Genomic DNA, 26063 nt, shown 5'->3' with positions numbered 1-26063 from the left:
GTGCGTATGCGCAGGATATCACTATGGGAAGCGGGAGTTTGTCTGCTGCTGCTTCTGGGCATAGCCGGGTGCACGGCGGAGGATCAAGCTCCGGGGTATATGGAAACCCATCGGATGACGGGGCTGGATGCCCCAATGGATCGGAGCGGCAGCCTGCTGTCACCGGTAATGCAGGATGTATACGACAGGTCTATTCCTGAAGAGGTCTACTCGGCTGAATAGAGCATTCCCAGATCGGTTGCCGAGCTGTCCCGCAGTCTATGTACAAAAAAATGAAAGTTCTGTATAATGGGTCAACTATCGCTTTTTTTGTATAGCAGAGAGAGGGGACGAAGGGGAATGGCGGCTGAAATTGTACGTGTAACTACAGAGGAACAGCTCCGGTGGGGACTGGATATCCGCATGAAGGTCTTTGTTGAAGAGCAGAAGGTACCGGCGGAAGAGGAGATTGACGAATATGATGTTCTTGGCGACAATGTGCATCATGTTCTGCTTCTGGATGAAGGTGTTCCGGTTGCTGCCGGACGACTGATTTATTATAAAGCCGGGACGGCCAAAATGCAGCGGATTGCCGTGCACAAAGAATACCGCAGCAAGGGGTACGGACGAATCCTGCTGCTGGCGCTGGAGGAGCTTGCCCGTGAGCTTGGCCTTGAAGCGTCTATTCTTGACGCGCAATGCCAGGCTGAGAATTTTTACAGCAAGCTGGGTTATAAAGTGATTTCAACAGAGCCGTTCTATGACGCGGGTATTTTGCATGTGCGTATGGAGAAAGCGCTGTAATATAATGGTGCTCTGTACATACTCTATCGTCTCTGAGGACAAGCTAGAAATGAGCCAATCATGGCCAATCCAAAGCGCGAAGGAGTAGATCCTAAGTGATGAACAGTGCACGTGAACGGTTTATAGCAGTCCAAAAGAACGGTGACGGCGACTTGACCCGCTTCCAGACCTCATCGGGCCGGGTGCTCGATTACCAGCAGGCGCTGAGGGAGGTCCAGGCCGGCGCAATTGCCGGTGTTAATGTATTCAAAGGCAAGGACGGCGAAATGCACATTCGCGGTGATGCTGATGGTGATCCAACCAACAATCTGGATCAGCTTCCGCTATTCTGATATTGGCATAGGGTAAGGCCGGACAGGCGTCAGATTGACGCTGTTGTCCGGTCTTTTTTGTGTAAGGAATGAAATAATTGCCTGCACCTGCGCAACTTGTCAAAGAGTTGGTAGTATATATTAACAGCATGAATTATTTGGAGGGTCTCTAGCTATGAGATGGAAAAAGATTGCTCTCTGCGTGGCTGTGTTTTCCTTAATGGGAGGCTCATTGTTGTTCGCCGACGCTGTAAATCAGAAAATTAGAGTATGGAGCAACGGAAAGGAAATAGCGGATGGCGGCTATTTGATTGACGGCAAAGCCTATATCCCGGCGAGAGAGGCGGGGGGAGTTGTCAGCTGGGACGGTTCAGGCAAAGTGAACATCCTTAAGCCCAATGTGCATATCGTTCTGTTCAAGGGCGATAACGTCTTTGGAAATGTGAACGTAGGCAAGCTCAAAATTAAGGTCTTGACCCAGGTGGACAGCTTAACGGAGGAGGTTGCGGCGGTGAAGGTCGCGATTACGGACCCTTCGGGCAATGTGAAGGATATCCAGTCCCAGGAGCTCGGTAACTCCAAGAAAGAGGATTTCTGGTTCCCTACCTCTGAATTCACCTACGATTTCAAAGAATCGGGTAAATACCGGGTGGGTTTCTATATCAAAGCAACTAAGGGCTCCGATTACGTACTTGTGTCAGAGAAAGTAATCACTGCGCTGGAATAGCCGTTTCAGCCTGCCCTCAAATTGACCTGAACTTATCTTACGTGGTACGATACCAAATGTAGGATAATTCAATCTAAAGTGAGGTATTACAATGAGCGATCACAAACATGAGCATGGCCATGAACATGGGGAAGCATGCGGTTGCGGACATGATCACGACCATGAGCACGAGGAGTTTGTGCTGACCTTGACGAACGAGCAGGGCGAAGATGTGGAAATGGTACTGGTGGAAACGTTCGACGTAGGTGAGAAACTGTACGCCCTGCTGCTGGAACGCGAAAACCCTGAAGCGGACGGCATCATTCTTCGTATGGAAGAAGAGGACGAAGAAATGGTACTGTACAACATTGAAGATGAAGCTGAATGGAAGGCTGTTGAAGAAGCTTATAATGAGCTGCTGGCCCAGCAAGAATAGATTTCAGTGAAGGTAAGTGATGCCGGCGCTGTTTTGGACAAGGCAGTGAGGCTCATATGCACAAAACCCGATACTATAGCAGTATCGGGTTTTTGTATGATTGCCTGTGTAAAGGAAGGATTGCCGATCAAGAGATCGGCTCGGCTTCCACAATGACCTTGATGTTCGTAACGCTGCGGTCCTCGGGGCCTTTGACCGGCAGGCCGATTTCCACATGATCAATGATATAGTCGATGTTATCCTGGGTAATAACCTCGCCAGGCAGCAGTATCGGAATGCCTGGAGGATAGACATAAATAAATTCTGCGATAATATAGCCTGCAGACTCGCGGAAGGGAACGAGCTGAGTATCGGCATAGAACGCATCGCGCGGAATCAGTGCGAGCTGCGGAATTTCCGGAACCTGCACCTTGAGCTCATAGATTTCACCCTTGCTGTAATGAATGGCGGAGAGGACTCTCAGCGCAGCGATCAGCTTATCTACAGATTCCTGTGTATCTCCAGGCGTAATCAGGCAAAGAATGTTATACATGTCACTAAGCTCAACTTCGATGTTGTACTTCTGGCGCAGCCAGTTCTCCGTTTCGTAGCCGGTGATACCGAGGTGGCGCACATGAATGCTAAGCTTGGTCGGGTCAAAATTAAAGGTGGCTTCAGTGCCGAGAATGTCTTTGCCGAAGCTGTACAGGCCATCAATGCCGTTGATCGCATCGCGGGCATAATTGGACAGGGCAATCGTTCTTGCAGCCATCTCGTGGCCGTTCAGGGCCAGATTGCGTCTGGAGGTATCCAGAGAGGCCAGCAGAATGTATGATGTAGAAGTTGTAGTCAGCATACTGAGAATCGTCTGAACCCGCTGCGGATTGACGAGGCCGGTCTTGGCGTTCAGATTGAGCACCGAGCTCTGCGTCATGGAGCCGCCCAGCTTGTGTACGCTGGTTGCCGCCATATCTGCACCGGCCTGCATGGCCGATACCGGGAGATCCTCATGAAAATGAATCAATACTCCATGTGCCTCGTCCACCAGTACGGGAACCCCGTAGCTATGGGCCAGGTCGACAATCGAACGCAGGTCGGCGCAAACACCGAAATACGTAGGATTGATAACAAGTACACCCTTGGCATCGGGATGGCGCCTTAAGGCCTTCTCGAGTGCGCTGGTGGTTATACCGTGGTCTATCCCAAGATTCTCATCCTGAACAGGTGAGACGAAAATAGGCTTGGCTCCGGAGAAAATAATGGCCGACATCACGGATTTGTGAATGTTGCGCGGCACAATGATTTTATCTCCTTCCGAGCAGACAGAGAGGATCATGGTCATGATGGCATTGCTCGTGCCTTGTACGCTAAAATACGTATAGTCGGCGCCGAAAGCCTCCGCAGCCAGCTTCTGAGCCTCCAGTATCACGCCCGTAGGCTGATGAAGGTCATCAAGCGGTGCGATGTTGATCAAATCTATGGATAGAGCGTTATTGCCGATAAACTCACGGAATTCGGCATCGGTTCCTAGCCCCTTCTTATGCCCGGGAATATGAAATTGAACTGGATTTCCGGCGGCATGCTTTTTGAGAGCGGTGAAGAGGGGAGTTACGTGTTGATCCATTTAATGCTGTCACAACCTTTCGTGAAGAGTAATTTTTTCAAGCAAGCATCAGTATAACAAATCAATCACCATAATACTAGGATGTGATGGAATGTCTGGCAAAGTAGCGCAGCGTATGCATATCAATTTGGCTTCACCGTTCATATTGGAAATGTGGGTAATCATCTTTCTGGTGGAGTTCGTCAAAGGATCGCTGCTGGTAGCCCTGCTGCCGGTATACATGGAGAGTAACCTCGGCCTGTCTGTGACGGTGGTCGGTTTCTCTTTTGCGATGCAGTATTTGGGGGACAACCTCTTCCGCAGTCCATCAGGCTGGGTGATGGAACGTATCGGATACCGCTGGACGATGACAGGGTCCCTGCTGCTTATTCTGGTTGCTGTTGGCATAATAATCTATGCGCAGGATGCGGTTTGGTTATCAATAGCCTGCCTTATTCTTGGCATTGGGACGTCGCCGCTGTGGCCTTGCACAATGACCGGGATTACCGAGCTTGCGGGCTCTACCCAGAGCGGGAGTAGTGGTGCAGCGATGGGGGCGGTGGAGATGGCCTCGCTCGCGGGAACCGGCGTCGGCCCGATAACGGTCAACTTCCTAATGGATCACGGCGGACAGAGCTACCGTGCCGTGTTCCTGGTGCTCATGGGCTGTGCCGCAGTCGTAGCGGCTGTTGCGCTGCTGCTGCCTTCAAGAATTGGCAATCATGCGCCGCATGCGATTGTGCGGGGCGAGGAGGCCGGGGAAGCGGGCCAAGTGAGCGTGCGTAGACGGATGAAGCCGCTTGAGAGCCTTAAGCGAACGCTGCATCAGGTTAGAACCTCCCTGAAGGTCAGCCGCTGGCTGTTTCCGGCATTGTTCCTGCAGGCCTTTGCCATTGGCCTCATGACTCCGGTAGTGACTTTGTTTGCCCGTACAGAGCTGCATGTAACGCCCAATCAATTCAGCCTGCTGCTGATTGCCGGGGGAGGCATTACCGTACTGGCGCTGATTCCAGCCGGCCGGTTAGTGGACCGTATCGGTACAACAGTCTTCCTGAATATCGGCTTTCTGCTCGCCGCCGTCTCACTGACCTTGTTCTCGCAAATACGCTCGCTACCTTTGGCCTTCTGTGTAGTAGCGCTGGTGGGCATCAGCTATGCGCTTATTCTGCCGGCGTGGAACGCTTTTCTGGCCAAGCAGGTGCCCAAGGGAGAACGGGGCACGGTGTGGGGACTGTTCCTGACCCTGCAGGGCTCGGGTATGGTAGCCGGACCGGTACTTTCCGGGAAGCTGTGGGATTCAGTAGGGCACAGCACGCCTTTTCTGCTCAGCGCATTTGTAATGGTGCTGCTCTTCGGCCTGCATTTGCTGATTGTCCACAGAACCAAGCTGAAGACGGGGACAAGCTGATTCTAAGGATAGGAATGATTCGAGGATAAAAGAAGCCGCCGGCAACCGGGATTGCACCGGAAGCCAGCGGCTTTTATTGCTGGAGCTTAGAAGGACATGCGGTAGAGCGGAAGCAAGGTGCCGAAGGTCTGCCGGATAACCTCAAGGAGCCTGCCGCCATCAGACACCAGCGGATCATCCTTATCAATACGCAGACCGCAGGTAACCTCGGCCTTCTTAACCTCCTTGAGTCTGCGCGACAGCTCGGCGAACGCCTGCTCATCCATGTCCGAATGCGGCGTTCCCCGTGGGTCCAAATGGTCTGTGGACCAGAAGAAATCACCCGGCAGCCCCGCCTGGATGTCGGCCGTATTTCTGTCCAGCGCCTCGGCGAAAATCACTTTATTCGCGCTCTCATAAATGATGGCGAAGACAATAAACAGATGGCTGTGGAACATGCCGACCTGAAAGTGCGGCAGCGCCTTATACCCTCTTTTGTTCGGTCCCCAGGCGACCCATGTATCGTTAGGTGCGTGAACAGTGCGCCGGGCGTGCTTGGCTACATGGGCAAACATCTCTTCTCCTGTGAGCGCGGAAAGAATGGGAGCAACCTCGCTGCCAAGCTCATGCAGCTTCGGGCGAACTTTTGCGATCAAGGCCTCCATCCGCGGCTCCAGGCCTTCAATTTGAAATACATCAAAATCTTCTGCGGCAAATCCTTGAATTGGCATTACAGTATCTCCTCATGTAAATAATAATAATGGAAATCATAAAATTGAAGTAAAAGCTGCTTAGAGCGTTTGGGAGTGGCGTGAAACGGGTAAAAATAGTCAATAAACCAAGTTACCGCTACATAAAATGAAGTATAAAATAAGTGTAAGACGAACGCAAAATTAAATATGGCAGGTGGAGGTCCGGCAGTCGGTTCTGCTTCTTGAGTTAAGCTAATGAAGCTTGCTTGCGTAAGCAAAGCAGTTAGGGGGGAGTGCCGTGAACAAAAACGACGAAGTCGAGTATTGCAATCTGGAGCTGCGCTTTGACAGACAACATATTCAGGATCTGATAAAGGACTTGATTAAGGAAGGCTATTCCCTTTATTGGAGCGAGAATGAGACGGTTTTTCTTATTTCGGTGCGCACCGGCCGCAAGCTTGTGAAGCTGCGCTTTCAGCGGATTAAAGAGGGCTACAAGCTGGTGGGAGATTATATGATCCGTGATGCCCGCCTGTCTGAATGGATGGAGAAGCTGATCGGTGATTTGCGGGGGCACGCCGTCGTGAAGCGGTTCCGTGACCGCCAGATTATTATCGAGAATATATTATTCGGCGAAGTGATCCGTCTGGTGGAAATATCCGGTTATCAGCAGCGAGTACTGTATCAGAAGGGCCCCCTGCTGACCGATCAGGAGCTGACAAAGCTGTTCTACTCCATTGAAGGGGAAGAGCGGATTCGTGACCGCAAAATAGAGGTGGATGAGCAGCTCGACCTGTTGAATGAAGCCATCAAGGCTAAAGATACGGAGCTGATCGAGCAGTGCAAAGCGAGGCTCCTTTCACTTACTAAGGAACTGAATATGCTTGAATGGTGAAGGCAGAGGTTTATGAATTCCAGGGCATCCCGCAGGTCGGGGTGCCCTGAACTTTGCTTCTCAACTTGCGCACGGGGGTTCACTTCTGGCGGCAAAAACGTTAAAATAATCGTTGTGGGCAATTCCATGCTACCGCAGGGATTTGTCAATGAATTTGATCTCTTTTTCCCAGGCGGAACTTTGCTGTCCCTGACAAAGGATGGTATTCTAATACTGCGAGAAATGGATTTCACAAAAATATAAGATGCAAAAGGTGGAGGACCAGATGGCAAAACAACAAATCGGCGTTATTGGCTTGGCAGTAATGGGTAAAAATTTGGCTCTTAACATCGAGAGCAGAGGCTTCACAGTATCGGTGTACAACCGTTCTCCAGAGAAGACAAATGATCTCATCAACGAAGCGGCAGGCAAGAACCTGGTGGGCACTTTTTCCATTGAGGAATTTGTAGCATCGCTGGAAGTGCCGCGCAGAATTCTGATCATGGTTCAGGCAGGCTCAGCAACTGACGCTACAATCGAGCAGCTGTTGCCGCATCTGGATCAGGGCGACATCATTATCGACGGGGGCAACGCGTATTTCCCTGACACGGTCCGCCGCAGCAAGGATCTGGAGGCAAAAGGCTTCCGCTTCATCGGAACCGGTGTTTCCGGCGGCGAAGAGGGCGCACTGAAGGGACCTTCCATTATGCCTGGCGGTCAAGAAAGCGCGTATAAGCTAGTAGAACCAATTCTTACGGCAATTTCGGCCAAAGTGGACGGAGAGCCTTGTTGTACATATATCGGACCGGACGGTGCGGGACATTATGTGAAAATGGTGCATAACGGCATTGAATACGGCGACATGCAGCTGATCGGTGAAGCGTATCATTTGCTCAAGGATGTGCTTGGCCTGGATGCCAAAGAGCTGCACAGCATCTTTAAGGAGTGGAACAGCGGAGAGCTTGACAGCTATCTGATTGAGATCACTACTGATATCTTTGCCCAGTACGATGAAGAGACAGGCAAACCGATGGTAGACGTTATTCTTGATGCCGCCGGCCAAAAGGGTACAGGCAAATGGACAAGCCAAAGCTCGCTTGATCTTGGTGTGCCGCTGTCCATGATTACCGAATCCGTATTCTCCCGCTTCCTGTCCGCTATGAAGGAAGAACGTGTGGCAGCCAGCAAAGTGCTGAGCGGTCCAGTGACAGAGCCATTCCAGGGCGACAAAGCCGAGTTCATCGAAAATGTGCGCAAAGCTTTGTTCGCCAGCAAAATTGTATCGTATGCCCAAGGCTTTGCACAGCTTCGCGTAGCTTCCGACGAATATAATTGGGATCTGAAATACGGCAATCTGGCCAAAATCTGGCGCGGCGGCTGCATTATCCGTTCCCGTTTCCTGCAAAACATCACCGATGCTTACGAGAACAATCCGGAGCTGAAGAATCTGCTGCTCGATCCGTTCTTCAAGAACATCATGGATACGTATCAATCCGCATGGCGTAAGGTCATTTCCGCAGCAGTGGCACAAGGGATTCCGGTTCCTGGCTTCTCCAGCGCGCTGGCTTACTATGACAGCTACCGTACGGAACGCCTGCCTGCGAATCTGCTTCAGGCGCAGCGCGACTACTTCGGCGCCCATACCTTCAAACGTGTGGACAAGGAAGGCATCTTCCACCACAACTGGTTGTCTGAATAAGCTCAGGCGGCAAGCTGTACACCATAGCCCGAAAGGCTCTTCCGCTTCTGGAGGGGCTTTCGGGCTTTTTTCCTGTCCTATGTAGGACGGCGTAGCCGTTTCTACTTGTCTGTGTTATGATATGACAAATGTCGCGGTTGGAGGGTCGTTATGAATTACGCCAATAACAACATCATTCTGGTCGGGATGATGGCTACAGGGAAGTCTACGGTCGGCGCTCTGCTGGCGGAAGAACTGGGCTATGAGCTGATTGACCTGGATCAGGTGATTATACAGAAGGAAGGCCGGAGCATTGCGGAGATATTCGCCGAAGGCGGAGAAGAACACTTCCGGAAGATCGAATCGGCAGTGCTGAAGGAAATGCTGGAAGGCGAAGGGCGGATTATTTCCACAGGCGGCGGAGCGGTGCTGGCACCGGGGAATGCCGAGGTTATGCTGGAAAAAGGGCTTGTAGTGGCGCTCACCGCCACTGAGGAAGCCATTGTCGCCCGTGTCAGCGGAGATCAGAACCGGCCGCTGCTCGCCGGCAATGCACAGGAACGGGTTCGCGCCATTTTGGAGCAGCGCCGGAATGCTTACCGTTTCGCGCATTGCACGGTCGATACAACGGAGCTGAGTGTGGCAGAGGTGTCGGAGCTGATTTTAATGCACTACCGCGTTTGAGCTTTTAAGCATATGTGTGGTAGACTTAAGCGTCTGCCGTTTCATTCCAGTCAATCATCCCGCCGCTGAGGTTGGATGCCTTGTAGTCGAACTGCTGCAAATATTCACAGACACGCTGGCTGCGGGCACCTGAACGGCAAATGAAGATGATCTCCGTATCCTTCGGAAGCTGCTCGTCTTCGGCATGCTGCGGAATCTCACCCATTGGAATATGCTGCGCACCGGGAATCATTCCGAAGGCGACTTCCTCGTCTTCACGGACGTCAATCAGTACAAGGTCTTCACCTGACTCCAGACGCTGCCGCAATTGCTGTGCTGTGATTTGGGGAATCTCATTCATGGTTGTGACCTCTTTTCATGTAGAAGAATGCTTCCATGATAACATAATAGCGGATTAGCCTGTCAAACTGAGCAATGCACTAATATATATCCCATATCATAAGGAGAGCTTTTATCATGGACGTTATTGTTAGGCCTACACCAACACTGCAAGGGGAATTCGGAGCCATGTCCTCCAAAAATTACACGACACGCTACCTGCTGGTCGCCGCCTTGTCCGAAGGCGTAAGCACGATCTACCATCCTGCGCATAGCGAAGACAGTGATGCGATCCGCAGATGTATCGCCGATCTTGGAGCGGAGCTTACAGAGGATGAGGAGAAGATTGTGATCAAGGGCTTTGGCCGCCATCCCCGGGATGTGAAGGAGCTGAATGTGGGGAATGCCGGAGCGGTCTTGCGTTTCCTGATGGCGGTGGCTGCACTCAGCCCTGAGGTAACCTTTGTGAATACGTACCCGGACTCGCTCGGCAAGCGGCCTCATGACGATCTGATTACGGCGCTTGGCCAGCTTGGGGTAGAGGTCGAGCACAACAACGGCCGGTTGCCGATCACAATTCGCGGCGGCAAACCGGTAGGCGGACGGATCACCGTGTCGGGTGCGGTTAGCTCGCAATATCTCAGCGCCTTGCTGTTCCTGACCCCGCTGCTTGCGGAGGATAGTGAGATCATCGTGCTGGATGACCTGAAATCGAAGGTGGTTGTCGGCCAGACGCTGGAGGTGCTGGAGCAGGCGGGCATCGTTGTACACGCGGCGAACGATTATATGTCGTTCAAGGTGCCGGGCGGCCAGTCGTATGCGGCCAAGTCCTACATCGTGCAGGGCGACTACCCGGGCTCAGCTGCGGTGCTTGCGGCTGCGGCTGTTACGAAGTCGGATGTGAAGATTCACCGGCTTGCCGAGCAGAGCAAGCAAGGGGAAAGAGCGATTGTCGATGTGCTGCGGATGATGGAAGTGCCGCTCACGCATGAAGAGGGTACAGTGCATGTACAGGGCAATGGCATCTTGAAGGCAGTGGAGTTTGACGGCGACGCGGCAACCGATGCTGTGCTGGCAATGGTGGCTGCCGCAGTATTTGCCGAAGGAACCTCGCGTTTCTACAATGTGGAGAACCTGAGATACAAGGAATGCGACCGGATTACCGATTATTTGGCCGAGCTGACCCGTGCCGGAGCGAAGGTGGAGGAGCGGCGCGATGAGATCATCGTTCACGGGATGCCTGAGGGGGTTGAAGGCGGCGTGACCATCAATGCGCACTACGATCACCGGGTGATTATGGCGCTGACGGTAGTGGGCCTTCGTGCCCGCCAGCCGCTGCGGATTAAGGATGCCCACCATGTCGCCAAATCGTACCCGCAGTACTTCGACCACCTGCGCGTGCTTGGCGCGGATGTGGAGTGGGTAGAATAGAAATTAGGCATTTTGCAGAGCTAATATTGGAAGCTATGAAAGGGCATGTAACTTGTGCCCTTTTTTCTTTTGGGTATTTTTTGTAACATAGAAGTGTTAATTTATTAAAGAGGGGTCCAAACCATGACAAAAACTAATCAGTTAACCGTACATACGCTCACTCAAGGCGACAGACAAGCTGTAAATCAGCTTTTTAAAGCTTCCATCGCAGATGCCTTCGACAAGGAAGGGCTGGGGCATTTGCAGGAGGACATTCAGCATGAGGTTGACCATAAAAAACAAATGGTTGATGCCTTTCTAAGCCCGGCGAATTCGGATACACACTTCCTGGTTGCCAAAATAGATGGGGCGGTTGTCGGCACGATTTCATTTGCGCCCTGTGGTAAGGAAATTCGCGAATGCACCGCAAATCAGCTCGATGATGTGGGTGAGCTTGGGAGCTTATACGTTTTGCCAAGCCATCAGGGGAACGGTGTAGGCTCGGCATTGATTAAGGCACTGATGGCGTACTTAAGGGAGCAGGGCATTGACCAGTTTTGCCTGGACAGCGGCTACCGGCGTGCGCAGACAAGATGGCTGCGGAAATTTGGCGAGCCTTATGCGGTGGTTAAGGATTATTGGGGACCGGATTCCGTTCATATGGTTTGGCTGTGCAAGGTGAGTGATTACATAGCTTGAGAAAGGCCCAAATATGATCAATTTAATTATGATGATTCAAATCTTAAGCTTCTTTTTTATCTTTCAATCCATTTCACGTTATCACTTTACATTCAAAGAAATAACAGCCTGGCTGGCGGTATTTTTAATGATTGGATTTGTCTCTACCTATTTTATTGGAGTATGGGGCGCGATTACGCTGTTTTTTTGTTTTGTGGGCATCTCCTACTTTAAAAATCAGAGAACGTTTACCGCTTTAGGTATTTTTTACGGAGCTTATGCCTTGGTTATGAACTCCTTTATCGGTTATCTCGCAGCAGATCCGATTACACGTATGGTTGAAATTATCTTTAAACAATCATCAGCGAATATTGATTATCTTCCGTATCTTTGTACTGCTATGGCGCCGCCCATTATCAATGAAATCGGTCTTAGACTGGTGCGCCACTATGTTCCGCAGCTCAACAAAGATATCCTGCAGGAATCTAGTAAAGTCATTCTTTTTCCGGTGATTGTTCTTTTAATCATCATCATTATCTCGGTGTATCCGATTCTGACCATTGGCAATAAAACTGGTGATTTCAGTTCCTTCCATAGAACCTTGCTTGTAGGAATGTGGCTGCTTTTTGTAATTGCTTTGCTGTATATGCAGCTTCAGTATAATCATATTCAAAAAAGAGAAGTTGAAAAATCTAAAAATGAGCAATTGGTACAGCTTAAGGATTATGCGGCCCAGCTCGAAAAAATATACGATGAATTCAGAGGTTTCCGCCATGACTATGCCAATATCCTGTTGACGCTGGAGGAAGGAATCTACCGGGAGGATTGGGAGCAGGTCAAACAGGTGTATGAGCAAACCGTCAAGCCAACCGGGCAATTAATGCGCAAGAATGAGTATAGCTTCGTTAAGCTGCGAAACCTGCATGTATCAGAGGTCAAAAGCATCCTGGCTGCCAAAATTATAATGGCCCAACAAATGAAAATTGACGTCACGTTAGAGATTGAAGAGCCGATTCATATGATCCAGATGGAATTGATCTCTTTTACCCGGATTCTCTCCATTTTATTAGATAATGCGATTGAAGCAGCGGCTAATACGGAAGAAGCGAAGCTTTGGATTGTGTTACTTGAGGACCCTGCCGTTCAACGAATCAAAATTGAAAATAGCAGCGGTGAGGAAGTCAGCTTACGGCGGCTGGGGGAACGCGGATATTCGTCCAAAGGCAAGGGGCGCGGCCTCGGTCTATATAACGTGCAGCAGATGATAAAAGAAGATAACTTCGCCTCACTGGAAACAGAGGTCCAATCTGGCTTGTTTTCACAAACGCTTATTTTAAGAAAGACTGGAGAACGGAAATGAACATTTTTATATTAGAGGATAACCTGATCCAGCAGCAGCGCTTGGAACGAATCATCAAAACACTAGCGCTAAAGCACCAGATTCGTTACCGGAATCTATTTTCAACCGCAAAACCTGATCATTTATTAGCGCAAATTGAACATGTGGCCGACCATCAATTGTATTTTCTTGATTTGGAGATCAAACATGAGGAGCATAAAGGGCTGGCTGTCGCTAAGGAGATTAGAACAAAAGATCCCTACGGCACGATTGTTTTTGTGACCACACACTCTGAGCTTGCACCAATAACGTTCGAATATCGTGTGGCTGCTTTGGATTTTATTGAAAAAGAGTTACCGGAAGAAGAATTTATTCAAAAGGTTGAAGAGTGTCTGTTGATTGCCGATTCGCGCCGGAGTATTCCGGTAAGTCCTGATACTTTTTCTTTTGAGAATAAATACACCAGCTTTCAAATCCCGTTTTCAGATATTCTTTATTTTGAGACCATGGAAATCGCACATAAAATAAGATTAATTACGAAGTCCAAGGTTCTTGATTTCTATGCTGAATTAAATGAAATTGCAGGTTATGATGAACGCCTGTTCCGTTGCCACCGGGCGTTTGTAGTGAACTTGGCCAATATCCGATCCGTCGATAAGAAGAACAAATTAGTCTTGTTTGATCATAATGAAAGCTGTCCGGTCTCAAGACGGCTGCAGAAGGAAACCATTGAAAAGATGGAGGCTTTAAGACAACAATAACTATGAAGTGCTGGAAGCTATTTTTTTAAAATGGCTGCCGGCACTTTTTTTGTTGGTAAAATGAGTACCGTCTATGAAGGTTAACGGACAGTTGGTGATATTGCTATCTTGATTTGAGGACAAAAGCCTTATGTTGGAAACGTAGCAGACAGATAGACCACACCTCATAAGGAGCGAGAGTCATGGAAACAATGATCCAAATCAATCACTTGTTAAAAGCGTATAAAGGAAACGAAATCGTTTCAGATGTAACCATGCATATTGAAAAAGGTGAAATCTACGGGTTCCTGGGACCCAATGGTGCGGGAAAAACAACGATTATGAAAATGATTCTAAATTTGGTGAAGCCGACCTCGGGCGAGATTGTTGTGCTGAATCAGCCTGTAACACAGACGTCTTTTCAATACTTGCAGCATATCGGCAGTATTATCGAATATCCCGTTTTTTATGACCGGATAACGGCCGCTGAAAACTTGAAATACCATTGTGAGTACACCCGGTATCATGGTGAGGATCGCATTCATGAAGTGCTGGAAACGGTTGGCTTAAAGGGAGCAGGAGACAAAAAAGTGCATGAGTTTTCTCTTGGGATGAAGCAGCGGCTGGGAATTGCCAGAGCCATTCTTACCAAGCCGGAAATTTTGATTTTGGATGAGCCGATTAACGGTTTGGATCCTGTGGGGATCAAGGATATCCGTATGCTTCTGCTGGAACTGAAGAATGACTACGGGATGACCATTCTGGTCTCCAGTCATATTGTGTCAGAGATTGAATCCATTGCGGATACGATCGGAATCATTAATCACGGACAATTAATAAAGGAAGTCAAGATGAGTGAAATCAGAAGAGAAAATGTTGAATTCCTGGAAATAAAGGTAGCTGACAGTAAGATGGCTTCACTTGTGCTGGAGAGAAAATTGAACATTCATGACTATGAAGCGGTTGATCCGGAGACCATTCGGGTCTATCAGCAGGACGTATCTCAATCGGTCATTAATAAAGAGCTGGTGCTGAATGATATCGTTGTAAATCGTATCGAAACACAGCAAAGCAACCTGGAAGAATATTTCCTGAATCTTATTCATGGAGGCAAATAACATGTTCAGATTAATGAAGATCGAATGGAAGAGAAATAATCTGGCGGGATATGGCATAAGGGCTGTAATTTGTATGGTGGTTATATTTGGATTGGTAGCCGGGATGGCTGTAATGTCAAATGCGCAGGATGAGCCGATGTTTACAGATTTTACAGCCTTCATGTCACTGGCTAATATTTTTGTCCGCATTACCTTTGTTGTTTTTTCAGCTATCATTATTTCCAGGCTGGTGATTGATGAATATAAGAATAAAACCATTCAATTGTTATTTACGTACCCCCTGCAGCGCAAAAAAGTAATGCAAGCAAAGCTAATGATTGTGCTTGCTTTCTGTTTCTTCAGTATAGTGATTTCCACCTTCTTCATTGAAGTGTTGACCGTCTTATTAAATCCGGCAGCGCATTTTTTCGAGACGGCAGCATCAAAGGAAGACGTGGCGGCTACGATTCCATCAATTCTTATTGCTTCAGTAATGACAGCAGGCTTAAGCCTTATTCCTTTGTCCTTCGGTATGCGTAAAAAATCTACAGCCACAACAATTACCAGCTCAGTAATCTTAGGAATCCTGCTGAATTCTATGGTTTCTGACGGAAGCAGTTCGGTATCCATGTTTCAATTTATCGGCGTACCTATAGTTTTCTGCTTGCTGGGTTTGGCTGTAGCTTATCTATCGTATCGAAAAATTGACACAAAGGACGTTGCATAAGCCATGAAAACAAATAAGTGGATCTGGATATCAATGGCGGTTATTCTGGTGGGAATCCTTGTTTTTGTCCTGCAGGACGGATCTCAAGATTTTGAGCTGACAAAAGACTTCCCGGCGCAAGAAATTCAGAGCATTGAAATCAACAACGATTCATGGGATCTTGTAGTGAAGGAATCAACAGACAATCAGGTCCATGTAAATATTGAGGGGAATCAGACGGATAAAAAGAAAACTCCTGTTGAAGTGACACGCACATCTAATAACTTAGTGATTCAACAAGATAAGCAAATTGGCGGGGCCTTCTCAGCTTTTTCTTTTCATAAACAGGGAACCATCACGGTCTTCATTCCCAAAAATACAGTAGAACAAGTCAGAATGGTCAACAATGAAGGAGACATCAATATTCGGGCGCTGGCAACCCGTAATTTAATCATTGAAAATAAAGCAGGCAGTATGAAATTAAATCAGGTTGAAGCAGATTCGGGGGACTTAAATCTGATAGAAGGGGACCTGAATGTAAAGGATAGCTCATTTGATCGCATAGACGTAGCAGCCAGAGGCAATGATCTTTATTTTAAAAATGTAACCAGTCCAGTCATGAATCTCTATTCTAAAAGCGGCGAAATCGTGCTTAACGGGGTAGAAGAAAAAGGTGAAATGAGGGTTGAAACCAAATCCGGGGATATCCAGGTTCATTATCAAACAGCGCCATCAAGCTTGAAAGTAGCAGTGGAAAATACCAAAGGCGATACAAAGGTTCACTTGGCGAATCTCAGGGCCACGGAGAATACCGACGAGAATGTAAATGGAACCATTGGTGCCGGTGAGAATTCCTTATATGTCAAAAGTCAATCAGGAAGCATCGGCGTTAAGTAAAGAATCGTGAGTCGTGGCCCATTGGGTAGAGATAAGCTCATGGATTTGGAACTTCTTGCGCTCCGCTGTATGATGTAGTAGTAAATGATTATATGGCATTACACGGAAAGGGGAAATACACATGAGCTTTGAAAACCCGAGCCGGGAGCAGATAGGTGACATCCTAGCTGCTGCAGGCAATATAGCAGTGGTCGGACTTTCCGACAAAACAGACCGCACCTCTTATATGGTAGCAGGTGCCATGCAGAGCCGGGGCTACCGGATTATTCCGGTCAATCCTTCGGTGGACGGTGAGATTCTGGGTGAAAAATGCTACCACACGCTCGCGGAAATTCCTGAGCCGGTGGACATTGTTAATGTGTTCCGCCGCAGTGAATACTGCGCAGCGGTTGCCCAGGAGGCCGCCGATATCGGCGCACGCGTCCTTTGGCTCCAGCAGGGCATCGTCAGCCAGGAGGCTGCCGATATCGCCGCCCGGCACGGCATGATCGCGATCATGGACCGCTGCATCAAGGTCGAGGAAGCGATCACGATGAAGGGCCGCAGCCGGGGGTAAGGGGTTAGACAAATATGGATTTTGCCCCGAGCCCTTGTTATACTTAACACAGACGAAGAACGTCCTATTCCCGAATTCTACTCGGGCAGGGGCGTTCTTTTTATTTTACCCGGGAGGGAATACAGATGGAATTTGAAAAAGCGCACAGCATATTCATCGAACATCATACCAGCGAGCGGGCAGGTGAGCGGAGAGGAAGGCTGCTGAGGGGGCATAATTATGCCGAGAAGCTATTTTTGCAAAATGTGTGGTGGCCGTTGTTTGAGTCGCTGGAGCATGTACACCCGGAATACGAAGTATTGGATTGGAACCGGAAGTCGCAATTCTTGGATTTTGCGTTCCTGCCTGCAAGCGGCGGCCGTTTCGGGATCGAATGCGATGGCTTCCAGAGCCATATTAAGGACATGGACCGTGAGAAATTCAGCTATGCCCTGAACCGTGACACCTTTCTGACAGGAATGGGGTGGAGGATGCTCCACTTTTCCTTTGATGATATTCAGCAGCGCCCTGAGGTATGCCGGATGCTGCTGCAGCTTGCACTCGCGCCATATTTATCCAGAAAGACAGTCGTAAAGGACATATTGTCAGAGGAAAAGGAAGTGCTCCGTCTTGCCTGGCGTCAAGGTAAGCCGCTCCGCCCCAAGGATGTGTGCGACCATTTCGAAATCAACTTTCGGACCGCACGGAGGCTGCTGCAATCTCTTAGTGATAAGGGGTTTCTGGAGCCGGTGACATCAGAGCAGCGGGTACGATTCTACAATGTAAAAGCAATGCAGCCCGATCAAATCTGGTGAGTATGATGGCAGGCTATCTTTTTCGCCATGTATGGCCCCTGTAACTGTATTTCGTGCAATTAAAACATCCATAAATAGCAATATTTATGTTATAACTGTATTTGGTGCAGTTAAAAATTGCCACATTCCACAATATCGCTTAATCCGGTATTTATAGATGTATGAAGTGCAGTTAAACTAATATTATTGTCTTTAAGGCCTGTTTTAGTTGTACGAAGTACACTTAGGCGCAGTTGAGCAAGATAAACAGGGACTTGGGGGTAAGTGACGTACATAGAGCTGCATCATACGAAAGAGCAGTGCCCCCGAGTTCTAAGCAGCCTGAGCCGTAATGCCCAAATAATTACCCTAATCCTTTTGACAAAAAGCACTGCAGCGCTTACCATTCAATATAGAATGAAAGGAGAGGGTCACCTTGAATTGGCTCGGATCTTTGCAGCAGTTGGGCAGAGCCATTATGCTTCCTACCATGGTGCTTCCGGCGGCGGCTATTTTGCTGAGTCTCGGCAGCTTGCCGTGGTCTGCATGGGGACTTTCTTCGGTATCCGAAGTGGCTACTTACGCGGGGCAGGGGATTTTTTATTTCATGCCTTATTTGTTTGCTGTCGGTGTGGCGTGGGGGCTGTCCAATCAGGCCGGACCGGCGGGGATGGCGGCGCTCGCAGGGATGTTCACTTATGACCGGATTGTCTCCAATATGGGGGACGGGGCGGTACAGCCTGCAACACTAATCGGAATTATACTGGGGATTGTCGCCGGTGTGGCGCATAACCGGTTCAAAAATATCAAGCTTCCGGAGGCGATCCAGTTTTTTGGAGGGTCGCGTTTTGTTTTGCTGTTTATGGGGCTGTTCTCCGCCCTGTTCGCCTGGGTAATGCTCGGGCTGTCGCCCGTGCTTCAGCATGGCCTCGACATCCTGTTCCGCGATATACAGGCGACAGGCGGCTACGGGGTTTTTATATACGGGGTCCTGTACAGGGTGCTTACGGCGTTCGGCCTGCATCATATTCTTAACAATGTGTTCTGGTTCCAATTGGGAACCTTTACGACACCTGACGGCAGCGCGGTTGTGCAGGGGGATTTGCCGCGTTTTTTTGCCGGAGATCCTACAGCGGGTATCTTTATGGCCGGACTGTTCCCGATTATGATGTTCGCTCTTCCAGCAATTGCGTTTGCTATTATTCAGGAAGCGCGCGAGGATTTGAAGCCTAAGATCAAAAAGACGTTTTTGCGCGCCGCTTTGGTCTGCTTCCTGACCGGTGTCTCAGAGCAGATTGAGTTCGCTTTTCTGTTCGCTTCGCCTTATTTGTTCGCGCTGCATGTGGTCATGTCCGGTCTGGCGATGGTGCTGACCTATGCGCTGGGCATCCATCACGGCTTCTCCTATTCGGCGGGGGCGATTGACTTTTTCCTTAATATGCACCTGTCCCAGCGGGCCTGGCTGCTGATTCCGATTGGCATCGGCTATGGCATTGTCTACTATAATATATTCCGCTGGGCGATCCGCCGCTTCCAGATTCCGACCCCCGGACGCGAGGAGGGCTCGGAGCTGGGCGATTGGGCGGGAAACATTCCTTATCAGGCTCCGCTGATCCTTGAAGCGCTGGGAGGCAAGGAAAATATTGTGCAGGTGCAAGCCTGCATCACCAGGTTGAGATTAACGGTTCATAACGATCGGGACATAGATACAGGGGCGCTCAAGGGCCTCGGTTCGGCGGGCATTATCAAGCTCGGCGGCGGGAATGTGCAGGTGGTATTCGGCACGTATTCGGAGCTGATCCGGGAGGAGATCAACAAGCTGCTGCTCCGCGATTTGCCTCAGGTGCTGTTCAGCTCGCCGATGCAGGGCCGGATGCTGCCGATTGAAGAGGTGCCGGACCATATTTTTGCGGCGAAGCTGGTGGGCGACGGGGTGGCTTTTTTCCCGGAAAAGGGAGAGCTTGTCTCGCCGGTATTCGGTAAGGTCATGCACGTGTACCCTACAATGCACGCAGTGGGCATTTCTACGCCCGAGGGGCTGGAGGTGCTTATGCATATAGGGATCGACACTTCGCAGCTTAAAGGGCCGTTTGAAGCGCTTGTGAAGGAAGGGGACAGTGTGGAGCCAGGGCAGCTTTTGGTACGGTTCGACTTGAACTTTTTGCGTGATCATGCAGCCTCACTTGCAACGCCAATGGTGATTACGAACCCGGACCGTGTAAAATCATGGAGCTATGGTCCATTTAAAAATGTGAAAAAAGGACAGTCTTCCGTGATGTCCGTGGTGTTACATGAAAGCAATGTTGGAGGGATTGAAGCATGATACAAGGCATAGGCGCCGCAACAGGTGTAGCCATCGGGAAGGCCTTTGTCTTGCCGAACTGGGAATGGAGCCTCCCGGATACGCAGGTGAATCCGGTAGATCTGGCCAAGGAGTTTGAACGTTTGTACGAAGGCATCCGCACCTCTAAAGATGAGATCGAGTTCATCAAAAAAGAATTCAGGGAGGTCGTCGGGCCGGAGGAATCCAGTATTTTCGACGCCCATCTGGCGATTCTGGATGATCCGGTGTTCATGAGCGAAATCCGCGGCATTATCGAGCGTCAGTACAAAGCGGCTGAGGTGGCGGTCAAAGAGGCCATTGATCATTTTGTAGCGATGTTTGATTTGCTGGACGATGAATATATGAAGGAGCGGGCGGTCGATATCAAGGATGTCGGCAACCGTCTGCTGAAGCATTTGCTGGGCGCGCCGGAGGTTACTTTGCCGTCCGATACGCAGCCTTATATTCTTGTAGCCAAGGAGCTGTCTCCATCCCAGTTAGCCCATTTGAATCCAACCTATGTGCTTGGCATTGTTACCATGATGGGCGGCAAAACTTCACATTCCTCGATTATGGCCCGTGCGCTAGGCATTCCGCTGGTAGCAGGCCTGGAGAACAAGATGTCGACCCCGATTCAGACCGGAGACCTGCTGGTCATAGACGGCGATGCCGGACTGGTGCTGCTGACCCCGGATGAGCTGACGCTGAAGGATTATACCTCCAGACGTGCAAAGCAACAGCGCAAAAAAGAACAGCTGGAGCTGCTGGCCACAGTGGAAGCCGTCACGAAGGATGGCGTGCCGCTGCGGCTGGCCGGCAATATCAGCTCTGTGAAGGAGCTGGACATGGCGCTGAAGTACGGGGCGCAGGGTGTCGGGCTGTTCCGTACGGAATTTTTATATATGGACCGCAGCTCCTTCCCAACAGAAGAAGAGCAGTTCGAAGTCTACAAGCTTGTAGCGGAAAAAGTAGGGAATGAGACGGTTGTAATCCGCACGCTCGATATCGGGGGGGATAAGCATCTGGATTATTTCCAGTTGCCTGAAGAGCAGAATCCGTTTCTCGGCTACCGGGCGATCCGCATCAGCCTGGACCGCAAGGATATGTTCAAAACCCAGATTACCGCTATTTTGCGGGCCAGCCATTACGGAAATATGAAATTGATGTTCCCCATGATTTCCTCCGTTGAGGAAGTGCAGGCAGCCAAGGCCGTGCTGAACGAGGTCAAGGAAGAACTGGATCAGCGGGGAATTCCATATAACCGCAATATACCAGTAGGCATTATGATTGAGGTTCCGGCTGCCGTTATGATCGCCGATCTGCTGGCAGAGGAAGTGGACTTTTTCAGTATCGGCACTAACGACCTGGTGCAGTATGTGCTGGCGGTTGACCGGATGAACGAACAGATCGCCCATATGTACCATCCGTACCATCCGGCGGTGCTGCGGATGATCCGCATGACGGTGGAGGCGGCGCGGAGGGTAGGCATTGATATCAGCGTATGCGGGGAAATGGCCGGGGATGAGCGTTCCCTGCCGCTGTGGCTGGAGCTGGGAATCAGCGATCTTAGCATGTCGCCGCAGGCGCTGCTGAAGGTGAAGCACCGTGCGCTGAACACACTGGCTTCCACAGCCAGAGAGACGGCCAAGGTATGCTTCCGTAACCGGACAAGCTTAGAGACGGAGGAGCAGCTCAGTGCTTTTGTTAAGCGCAGCGGAATTTCGCTAGGAACCGGAGAGTCCAAGGAAAAAACCTCTTGAAGCTGCGAGAGAGCATATATCAGTTGATCCGCAGAGAGCCCGGCGATTTCGCCGGGCTTTTTTACTATTTTTTACAGTCATAAACTATTGAAATACAATATAAATTTATTGTAAAACGATAAATAATATGCTAAAATCATGTTGTCGTTAAATAAGTGAGGTGTTTTAAATGAATGGTAAACGAGGTTCAACTACTTTCTTAAAGGCAATAATTTTTCTGGCTGGAATTGCTGTGCTTGCTTTGTGTATATTTTTAGTGCCTCATATGGCGAATTTCGCAGTAAAATTGTATCCAAATATTGCTGCAATGAAATATCTCGTTTTCATCGTGATGTATGGAGCGGCTGTGCCCTTTTACTTTGCTCTCTATCAGGCTTTCAATCTTTTACGGTACATTGACGAGAACACAGCGTTCTCAGAATTATCTGTAAAGACGCTAAAGAACATAAAGTGCTGTGCGATTACAATCAGTGGTTTGTATGTATTAGGTTTGCCACTCTTTCATTTTATAGCGAAGAAAGTTGATCCTCCTATTGGGTTAATGGGACTCATCATCATTTTTGCTTCGTTGGTTATCGCCGTTTTTGCTGCTATCCTCCAACGACTTCTACAAGAAGCGATTAACATAAAATCAGAAAACGATTTGACGGTCTGAGGTGGAGAATATGACAATTATTGTTAACATTGATGTGATGTTGGCAAAACGAAAAATGAGCGTAACGGAGCTTTCGGAGAGGGTTGGAATTACTATGGCGAATCTTTCTATTCTGAAAAATGGAAAAGCAAAAGCGGTTCGTTTTTCAACATTAGAAGCGATATGTAAGACTTTGGATTGTCAGCCGGGTGATATTTTGGAGTACAAAAGAGACGAAGACACACAATAAAAATAGACAAATGAACCGCCTCTTCATTAAGGCGGTTTTCTTATGGTCAAATATCAACATTAGAATTTAACATAGCCAAATAGAAAAAAAGTAAAACCGTTTTGCCGTAAATCCAGTCAGTACATATAGAAGTTCAAAAAAAGCAGGAAGGGGGCAAAAACGAAGCATGGAGAATCTTTGGGAAGGTGAGCGGGTGCAGGCTGCGGGTGAAGAAGAGCAGATTTTTATAGCGCTTGTATCGCAGCAGAAAAAAGTACTCTACGGGATAGCATACAGCTACCTGCGAAGGGAAGCGGATGCGCTCGAAGTATTGCAGGAAGCTACATACCGGGCCTGGGTTAAACGCAAAAGCCTTAAGGACCCGGAGCGGTTCGCACCCTGGCTGACGCGAATTCTGATCAATTGCTGCAAGGATGAACTGAAACGCAGAAAAAGAATCGTTGCAGCAGAAGCTGATGGTGCAGGCAGCGGAATCATGGAGATGACCAGTGACCGCAAGCTGGATATGGAGCAGGCGCTGGATGGGGTGAAGCTGAAATACCGGCAGGTGCTTGTGCTGAAATATTACCGGGATATGACTGTGGTCGAAATCGCCGAAGTGCTGGGCCGCCCGGAGGGGACGGTCAAGACCTGGCTGAATAAAGGGCTGAAGCAGCTAAGAGACAAAATGAAATTGAAGGGAGGACTGCAGGATGGACCAAAATGAAGAAAGGCTGCTGAAGGATTATTTTCACGGGCTGTCCCTGGAGGCGGAGGAGGTGTCGGAGGTGAAGCTGAATGCGGCCATCCGCGGTGGTGTGTTCAATCTACGGCACGCCAGGATGCCGGCAGGCAGACGGTACTCACTAGGCGTATTGGCTTTGCTGGCCATCGTCCTGCTGTTTGCATTTCCCTGGATCGGTGAGCGGGTTAAGCCGCAAAACACACAGAGTTCGCTAGCTCAAAGCCATAATTGGGGTGAATTCGAGGTGTTCCGCACTGTTGTGGGCAGCAATCTTACGGTATCCTCGGCTCTTGATGCGGGTCTGGTGCAGCGGATTAACGGCATTTCGGCAGAGAAAAACGGATATACATTGACTGTAGACGGCATTGCTGCCGATCAGAAGGGGATCATTGTTTTATATTCATTGCAGAACAACAATCGGCAATCGCAATCGTATATGATATCACTTACTGGCAACAACACTGAATATGCGGCAAGGAAAAATGATTATTGGAATGATCAGAAAGCCAGGTCAGGTGTCACACGTGGTTATGCCATTTGGGCATGGGGCCGGAACTATTCGGAGCTCCCCAAGGAGCTGGCTGTAAAAGCCGCGATTCAAGATAAGGTATGGCAAGAAAGCCCTAACGTTCAAAGAGTGAGCTATGCGGCTGAGATATCCGTACCGCTGACACTGAATCCTCAGGACTTGGCCAATACAGGAGAAACCCTCCAAATTAATAAAACTCTCTCCGTAGCAGGCCAGAGCGTGGAATTTAAGAATGTGTATATTTCAACGACAGGCATTTATCTGGAGACCGCCTATAGCCCGGGTAATTCGAAGCAAATCTTTGGACTGATTAAGCCCTATATTTTACTTGGCAGCGGTAATGATCTGTCGGGTCTATATTCCAAGATGACCTTGACTCAGGACGGTGGAGAAACCTTGGTGTTTCCCAACGACAATACTGTGAGTGATTCGCTAAAGCTCCAGATTAACGGGATTATTGCAATAGATAAAAGTGCACAGGAGCTAATTGTTGACACTGACAAAAAGCAAATTATTAAGGGTCCGGATGAACGGCTGGGAATTTCCGCTGCTGCAAAAGCTCATAGTATGGTTCTGGAATATTACAGATCCGCTAAAAAGGGCAGTGAAGATTCGGTAAATGTCATCCTTGATGAAACGTTCAAGGATGGAACGGGCAAGATTCATACAATGGGTGTGCCGGACCTCTCGTTCCCATTAATTAATCCGGATTATGCGGATCAGAAAATTCCGCCGTACCAGCATTACTATAATTTGGGCACAGAAGATTTGCCGCAGCCCCTAACCTTCAGAATAATCAGCTACCCCAATTCTATAAAAGAAAAGGCCTCTCTCACTATCCGGGAGTAGCCGCATGCGCACAGGTCAAAAGCCCTGCCCTTCAACATCGCTGAAGGAGCAGGGCTTCGTTATATTGCGGCCGTTTATTCGCCCGCGAGTGCATCGCAGAATGCTTTGCCGTAAGGCGGCAGGTCCGGCGGGCGGCGGGCGGAGATGATATGCCCGTCGGTTACGACGGCTTCATCCTTCCAGATGGCTCCCGCATTTTCCATATCATCGCGGATGCCCGGAGTGGACGTAACCGTCACGCCATTCAAAATTTTCGCTGAAATGAGCACCCAGCCGGCATGGCAGATTTGCCCGATTGGCTTCCTGGCTGCATTGAAATCCTGTATCAGCTTAAGTACAGCGCTGTAGCGGCGGATTTTGTCGGGAGCCCAGCCTCCGGGAACAAGGATGCCGTCATAATCGGCGGCGCTTAGCTCGTCCCAGGAATATTCGGCTTTGGCGGGCACACCGTATTTGCCGACATAGGTTTTGTCTTTTTCCAATCCGGCCAAATGGACCTCGGCCCCTTCCTCCCTCACGCGGTACACAGGGTACCACAGCTCCAAATCTTCAAATTCGTCGTCTACAAGTGCGATGACCTTTTTACCGGATAATCTCATCATCTAGCAGCTCCTTCCTGAATGATCGACTCCGTATATTCTATCAAATTTGAAATATGAAGTCATCTTACCGGGATGCAAACCTTAGGTGAATTGCCAAATAAATCATTATATGCAAATAGGCAGGGATTCGGAGGAGGCAAGTCGAATATAGCAATTGAAACGGCGGATTCTGGTGTTTTTTTAATATGAAGCCTGAGGTGTGGAAGATGTATAAAAATAATTTAATGAAGAAGGCATGCGGCTGCGGCGGCATCATGACCATACATATGCATACGCTGATCTACAGCGCCAAGATCAAAATCACCCATGTTCCTGTTTACACCTGCGGGCAGTGCGCCCGTTATGAACCGCTGCCTTTCATCAAACGCGATCTGGGCAGTCTGATCAGTGAACTCGGAGAAATTCAGCCCAAGCAGCACCTTTCCTTTGCGGAGAGAAATGAGTGGGCGAGTGTGCTCAAGGATATTTTTGCCTCTGGCTTTTTTACCGGAAGTTTGTCTGAAATGGAGGAGGCCATCCGTAGTGCGGTCCAGGCGCGGATTGATTTATTGCTGGATGTTTATCGTTTTTCGGCGGATATTGCCGACCGCAGCTGGATGGAGGATACAGGTCTCAGGCTTGCACAATTGACGGTTCAGTCCTCTGAATGTGCCAAATAAACCGAAAATGAAAGTTTTTTCTGCAAAATCAATGAAAATCTTTCAAGAATGTTGGATTTTTCACGCGCTTTTTGATACGATAGAAA

Annotated in this window: 29 protein-coding genes; 25 read left to right on the top strand and 4 right to left on the bottom strand. The window is 49.2% G+C overall.

What is annotated here, in order from left to right:
• Window positions 1-6: 6 nt before the first annotated feature.
• The 5 genes from ACX1DY_RS19615 (at window position 7) to ACX1DY_RS19595 (ending at window position 2236) form a co-directional block, all read left to right on the top strand.
• Window positions 7-222 (top strand): hypothetical protein, encoded by a 216-nt coding sequence (locus ACX1DY_RS19615; RefSeq protein ID WP_458965880.1) that lies wholly within the window; start codon window positions 7-9, stop codon window positions 220-222.
• A 117-nt stretch (window positions 223-339) separates the two neighbouring features.
• A complete protein-coding gene (locus ACX1DY_RS19610) occupies window positions 340-783 on the top strand; it encodes a GNAT family N-acetyltransferase (RefSeq protein ID WP_458965879.1) in 444 nt (147 codons plus the stop codon).
• Window positions 784-881: 98 nt separating this feature from the next.
• A complete protein-coding gene (locus ACX1DY_RS19605; RefSeq protein WP_458965931.1) occupies window positions 882-1115 on the top strand; it encodes a DUF3892 domain-containing protein in 234 nt (77 codons plus the stop codon).
• Between the two features lie 154 nt (window positions 1116-1269).
• Entirely contained in the window at window positions 1270-1821 is a 552-nt protein-coding gene (locus tag ACX1DY_RS19600; RefSeq protein WP_458965878.1) for a copper amine oxidase, read from the top strand.
• A 91-nt stretch (window positions 1822-1912) separates the two neighbouring features.
• Entirely contained in the window at window positions 1913-2236 is a 324-nt protein-coding gene (locus ACX1DY_RS19595; RefSeq protein WP_019911532.1) for a DUF1292 domain-containing protein, read from the top strand.
• 127 nt (window positions 2237-2363) lie between these two features.
• Here the strand turns inward: ACX1DY_RS19595 and ACX1DY_RS19590 are convergent, their stop codons facing one another.
• Window positions 2364-3839 carry an aminotransferase class I/II-fold pyridoxal phosphate-dependent enzyme gene (locus ACX1DY_RS19590; RefSeq protein ID WP_458965877.1) on the bottom strand — a complete coding sequence of 492 codons (1476 nt, stop codon included), beginning with the start codon at window positions 3837-3839 and terminating at the stop codon, window positions 2364-2366.
• A 91-nt stretch (window positions 3840-3930) separates the two neighbouring features.
• Here ACX1DY_RS19590 and ACX1DY_RS19585 point away from each other — a divergent pair, with 91 nt between their 5' ends.
• Window positions 3931-5226, top strand: coding sequence for an MFS transporter (locus ACX1DY_RS19585; RefSeq protein WP_458965876.1), 1296 nt, complete (start codon window positions 3931-3933; stop codon window positions 5224-5226).
• 86 nt (window positions 5227-5312) lie between these two features.
• Here the strand turns inward: ACX1DY_RS19585 and ACX1DY_RS19580 are convergent, their stop codons facing one another.
• The gene (locus ACX1DY_RS19580) at window positions 5313-5936 is read right to left on the bottom strand and encodes a DUF1054 domain-containing protein (RefSeq protein WP_458965875.1); all 624 of its coding nucleotides are present in this window, start codon (window positions 5934-5936) and stop codon (window positions 5313-5315) included.
• Between the two features lie 259 nt (window positions 5937-6195).
• Between ACX1DY_RS19580 and ACX1DY_RS19575 the strand changes: the two genes are divergently transcribed.
• From ACX1DY_RS19575 to ACX1DY_RS19565, 3 genes are all read left to right on the top strand, one after another.
• Entirely contained in the window at window positions 6196-6792 is a 597-nt protein-coding gene (locus ACX1DY_RS19575) for a hypothetical protein (RefSeq protein WP_458965874.1), read from the top strand.
• Window positions 6793-7057: 265 nt separating this feature from the next.
• On the top strand, window positions 7058-8470 hold the full coding sequence (gene gndA, locus ACX1DY_RS19570; protein WP_458965873.1) for an NADP-dependent phosphogluconate dehydrogenase: 1413 nt from the start codon (window positions 7058-7060) through the stop codon (window positions 8468-8470).
• 150 nt (window positions 8471-8620) lie between these two features.
• Entirely contained in the window at window positions 8621-9133 is a 513-nt protein-coding gene (locus ACX1DY_RS19565; protein WP_458965872.1) for a shikimate kinase, read from the top strand.
• Between the two features lie 25 nt (window positions 9134-9158).
• Here ACX1DY_RS19565 and ACX1DY_RS19560 read toward each other — a convergent pair whose 3' ends face one another.
• Window positions 9159-9473 (bottom strand): rhodanese-like domain-containing protein, encoded by a 315-nt coding sequence (locus ACX1DY_RS19560; RefSeq protein ID WP_458965871.1) that lies wholly within the window; start codon window positions 9471-9473, stop codon window positions 9159-9161.
• Between the two features lie 116 nt (window positions 9474-9589).
• Between ACX1DY_RS19560 and aroA the strand changes: the two genes are divergently transcribed.
• The 15 genes from aroA to ACX1DY_RS19485 all read left to right on the top strand — a co-directional run bounded on the left by aroA (window position 9590) and on the right by ACX1DY_RS19485 (window position 24716).
• The gene (gene aroA / locus ACX1DY_RS19555) at window positions 9590-10882 is read left to right on the top strand and encodes a 3-phosphoshikimate 1-carboxyvinyltransferase (protein WP_458965870.1); all 1293 of its coding nucleotides are present in this window, start codon (window positions 9590-9592) and stop codon (window positions 10880-10882) included.
• Between the two features lie 123 nt (window positions 10883-11005).
• Window positions 11006-11560, top strand: a complete 555-nt coding sequence (locus ACX1DY_RS19550) for a GNAT family N-acetyltransferase (RefSeq protein WP_458965869.1) — start codon at window positions 11006-11008, stop codon at window positions 11558-11560.
• A gap of 13 nt (window positions 11561-11573) precedes the next feature.
• Entirely contained in the window at window positions 11574-12899 is a 1326-nt protein-coding gene (locus ACX1DY_RS19545; RefSeq protein ID WP_458965868.1) for a sensor histidine kinase, read from the top strand.
• Window positions 12896-13639, top strand: a complete 744-nt coding sequence (locus tag ACX1DY_RS19540) for a response regulator transcription factor (protein WP_458965867.1) — start codon at window positions 12896-12898, stop codon at window positions 13637-13639. The genes ACX1DY_RS19545 and ACX1DY_RS19540 overlap by 4 nt, the downstream gene beginning before the upstream one ends.
• Before the next feature lie 182 nt (window positions 13640-13821).
• Window positions 13822-14736 (top strand): ABC transporter ATP-binding protein, encoded by a 915-nt coding sequence (locus ACX1DY_RS19535; protein WP_458965866.1) that lies wholly within the window; start codon window positions 13822-13824, stop codon window positions 14734-14736.
• A 1-nt stretch (window position 14737) separates the two neighbouring features.
• The gene (locus tag ACX1DY_RS19530) at window positions 14738-15442 is read left to right on the top strand and encodes an ABC transporter permease (protein ID WP_458965865.1); all 705 of its coding nucleotides are present in this window, start codon (window positions 14738-14740) and stop codon (window positions 15440-15442) included.
• Window positions 15443-15445: 3 nt separating this feature from the next.
• Window positions 15446-16318 (top strand): DUF4097 family beta strand repeat-containing protein, encoded by an 873-nt coding sequence (locus tag ACX1DY_RS19525; protein WP_458965864.1) that lies wholly within the window; start codon window positions 15446-15448, stop codon window positions 16316-16318.
• 121 nt (window positions 16319-16439) lie between these two features.
• On the top strand, window positions 16440-16874 hold the full coding sequence (locus tag ACX1DY_RS19520; RefSeq protein WP_458965863.1) for a CoA-binding protein: 435 nt from the start codon (window positions 16440-16442) through the stop codon (window positions 16872-16874).
• Between the two features lie 125 nt (window positions 16875-16999).
• Window positions 17000-17668: a hypothetical protein gene (locus ACX1DY_RS19515; RefSeq protein ID WP_458965862.1), complete on the top strand. Its 669-nt coding sequence runs from the start codon at window positions 17000-17002 to the stop codon at window positions 17666-17668.
• A 415-nt stretch (window positions 17669-18083) separates the two neighbouring features.
• The gene (locus tag ACX1DY_RS19510; RefSeq protein WP_458965861.1) at window positions 18084-19970 is read left to right on the top strand and encodes a glucose PTS transporter subunit IIA; all 1887 of its coding nucleotides are present in this window, start codon (window positions 18084-18086) and stop codon (window positions 19968-19970) included.
• Window positions 19967-21730: a phosphoenolpyruvate--protein phosphotransferase gene (gene ptsP, locus ACX1DY_RS19505; protein ID WP_458965860.1), complete on the top strand. Its 1764-nt coding sequence runs from the start codon at window positions 19967-19969 to the stop codon at window positions 21728-21730. The genes ACX1DY_RS19510 and ptsP overlap by 4 nt, the downstream gene beginning before the upstream one ends.
• A gap of 169 nt (window positions 21731-21899) precedes the next feature.
• On the top strand, window positions 21900-22385 hold the full coding sequence (locus ACX1DY_RS19500) for a DUF2975 domain-containing protein (RefSeq protein WP_458965859.1): 486 nt from the start codon (window positions 21900-21902) through the stop codon (window positions 22383-22385).
• Window positions 22386-22395: 10 nt separating this feature from the next.
• Entirely contained in the window at window positions 22396-22614 is a 219-nt protein-coding gene (locus ACX1DY_RS19495) for a helix-turn-helix domain-containing protein (protein ID WP_458965858.1), read from the top strand.
• Between the two features lie 166 nt (window positions 22615-22780).
• A complete protein-coding gene (locus ACX1DY_RS19490; RefSeq protein WP_458965857.1) occupies window positions 22781-23320 on the top strand; it encodes a sigma-70 family RNA polymerase sigma factor in 540 nt (179 codons plus the stop codon).
• Entirely contained in the window at window positions 23307-24716 is a 1410-nt protein-coding gene (locus ACX1DY_RS19485) for a DUF4179 domain-containing protein (protein WP_458965856.1), read from the top strand. Before ACX1DY_RS19490 ends, ACX1DY_RS19485 begins: the two co-directional genes overlap by 14 nt.
• A 74-nt stretch (window positions 24717-24790) precedes the next feature.
• Here ACX1DY_RS19485 and ACX1DY_RS19480 read toward each other — a convergent pair whose 3' ends face one another.
• Window positions 24791-25318: a type 1 glutamine amidotransferase domain-containing protein gene (locus ACX1DY_RS19480; protein WP_458965855.1), complete on the bottom strand. Its 528-nt coding sequence runs from the start codon at window positions 25316-25318 to the stop codon at window positions 24791-24793.
• Between the two features lie 206 nt (window positions 25319-25524).
• Between ACX1DY_RS19480 and ACX1DY_RS19475 the strand changes: the two genes are divergently transcribed.
• Window positions 25525-25977, top strand: coding sequence for a hypothetical protein (locus ACX1DY_RS19475; RefSeq protein ID WP_458965854.1), 453 nt, complete (start codon window positions 25525-25527; stop codon window positions 25975-25977).
• The last annotated feature ends 86 nt before the right edge of the window (window positions 25978-26063 follow it).

This window comes from Paenibacillus sp. BAC0078, assembly GCF_054483875.1.
This window is presented reverse-complemented; position numbering and strand designations above follow the sequence as displayed.

Bases quoted from the DNA above. Each gene is read 5' to 3' on its own strand.
- ACX1DY_RS19615 (WP_458965880.1), top strand. From the start codon at position 7: ATGCGCAGGATATCACTATGGGAAGCGGGAGTTTGTCTGCTGCTGCTT.
- ACX1DY_RS19610 (WP_458965879.1), top strand. From the start codon at position 340: ATGGCGGCTGAAATTGTACGTGTAACTACAGAGGAACAGCTCCGGTGG.
- ACX1DY_RS19605 (WP_458965931.1), top strand. From the start codon at position 882: ATGAACAGTGCACGTGAACGGTTTATAGCAGTCCAAAAGAACGGTGAC.
- ACX1DY_RS19600 (WP_458965878.1), top strand. From the start codon at position 1,270: ATGAGATGGAAAAAGATTGCTCTCTGCGTGGCTGTGTTTTCCTTAATG.
- ACX1DY_RS19595 (WP_019911532.1), top strand. From the start codon at position 1,913: ATGAGCGATCACAAACATGAGCATGGCCATGAACATGGGGAAGCATGC.
- ACX1DY_RS19590 (WP_458965877.1), bottom strand. From the start codon at position 3,839: ATGGATCAACACGTAACTCCCCTCTTCACCGCTCTCAAAAAGCATGCC.
- ACX1DY_RS19585 (WP_458965876.1), top strand. From the start codon at position 3,931: ATGTCTGGCAAAGTAGCGCAGCGTATGCATATCAATTTGGCTTCACCG.
- ACX1DY_RS19580 (WP_458965875.1), bottom strand. From the start codon at position 5,936: ATGCCAATTCAAGGATTTGCCGCAGAAGATTTTGATGTATTTCAAATT.
- gndA (WP_458965873.1), top strand. From the start codon at position 7,058: ATGGCAAAACAACAAATCGGCGTTATTGGCTTGGCAGTAATGGGTAAA.
- ACX1DY_RS19565 (WP_458965872.1), top strand. From the start codon at position 8,621: ATGAATTACGCCAATAACAACATCATTCTGGTCGGGATGATGGCTACA.
- ACX1DY_RS19560 (WP_458965871.1), bottom strand. From the start codon at position 9,473: ATGAATGAGATTCCCCAAATCACAGCACAGCAATTGCGGCAGCGTCTG.
- aroA (WP_458965870.1), top strand. From the start codon at position 9,590: ATGGACGTTATTGTTAGGCCTACACCAACACTGCAAGGGGAATTCGGA.
- ACX1DY_RS19550 (WP_458965869.1), top strand. From the start codon at position 11,006: ATGACAAAAACTAATCAGTTAACCGTACATACGCTCACTCAAGGCGAC.
- ACX1DY_RS19545 (WP_458965868.1), top strand. From the start codon at position 11,574: ATGATCAATTTAATTATGATGATTCAAATCTTAAGCTTCTTTTTTATC.
- ACX1DY_RS19540 (WP_458965867.1), top strand. From the start codon at position 12,896: ATGAACATTTTTATATTAGAGGATAACCTGATCCAGCAGCAGCGCTTG.
- ACX1DY_RS19535 (WP_458965866.1), top strand. From the start codon at position 13,822: ATGGAAACAATGATCCAAATCAATCACTTGTTAAAAGCGTATAAAGGA.
- ACX1DY_RS19530 (WP_458965865.1), top strand. From the start codon at position 14,738: ATGTTCAGATTAATGAAGATCGAATGGAAGAGAAATAATCTGGCGGGA.
- ACX1DY_RS19525 (WP_458965864.1), top strand. From the start codon at position 15,446: ATGAAAACAAATAAGTGGATCTGGATATCAATGGCGGTTATTCTGGTG.
- ACX1DY_RS19520 (WP_458965863.1), top strand. From the start codon at position 16,440: ATGAGCTTTGAAAACCCGAGCCGGGAGCAGATAGGTGACATCCTAGCT.
- ACX1DY_RS19515 (WP_458965862.1), top strand. From the start codon at position 17,000: ATGGAATTTGAAAAAGCGCACAGCATATTCATCGAACATCATACCAGC.
- ptsP (WP_458965860.1), top strand. From the start codon at position 19,967: ATGATACAAGGCATAGGCGCCGCAACAGGTGTAGCCATCGGGAAGGCC.
- ACX1DY_RS19500 (WP_458965859.1), top strand. From the start codon at position 21,900: ATGAATGGTAAACGAGGTTCAACTACTTTCTTAAAGGCAATAATTTTT.
- ACX1DY_RS19495 (WP_458965858.1), top strand. From the start codon at position 22,396: ATGACAATTATTGTTAACATTGATGTGATGTTGGCAAAACGAAAAATG.
- ACX1DY_RS19490 (WP_458965857.1), top strand. From the start codon at position 22,781: ATGGAGAATCTTTGGGAAGGTGAGCGGGTGCAGGCTGCGGGTGAAGAA.
- ACX1DY_RS19485 (WP_458965856.1), top strand. From the start codon at position 23,307: ATGGACCAAAATGAAGAAAGGCTGCTGAAGGATTATTTTCACGGGCTG.
- ACX1DY_RS19480 (WP_458965855.1), bottom strand. From the start codon at position 25,318: ATGATGAGATTATCCGGTAAAAAGGTCATCGCACTTGTAGACGACGAA.
- ACX1DY_RS19475 (WP_458965854.1), top strand. From the start codon at position 25,525: ATGTATAAAAATAATTTAATGAAGAAGGCATGCGGCTGCGGCGGCATC.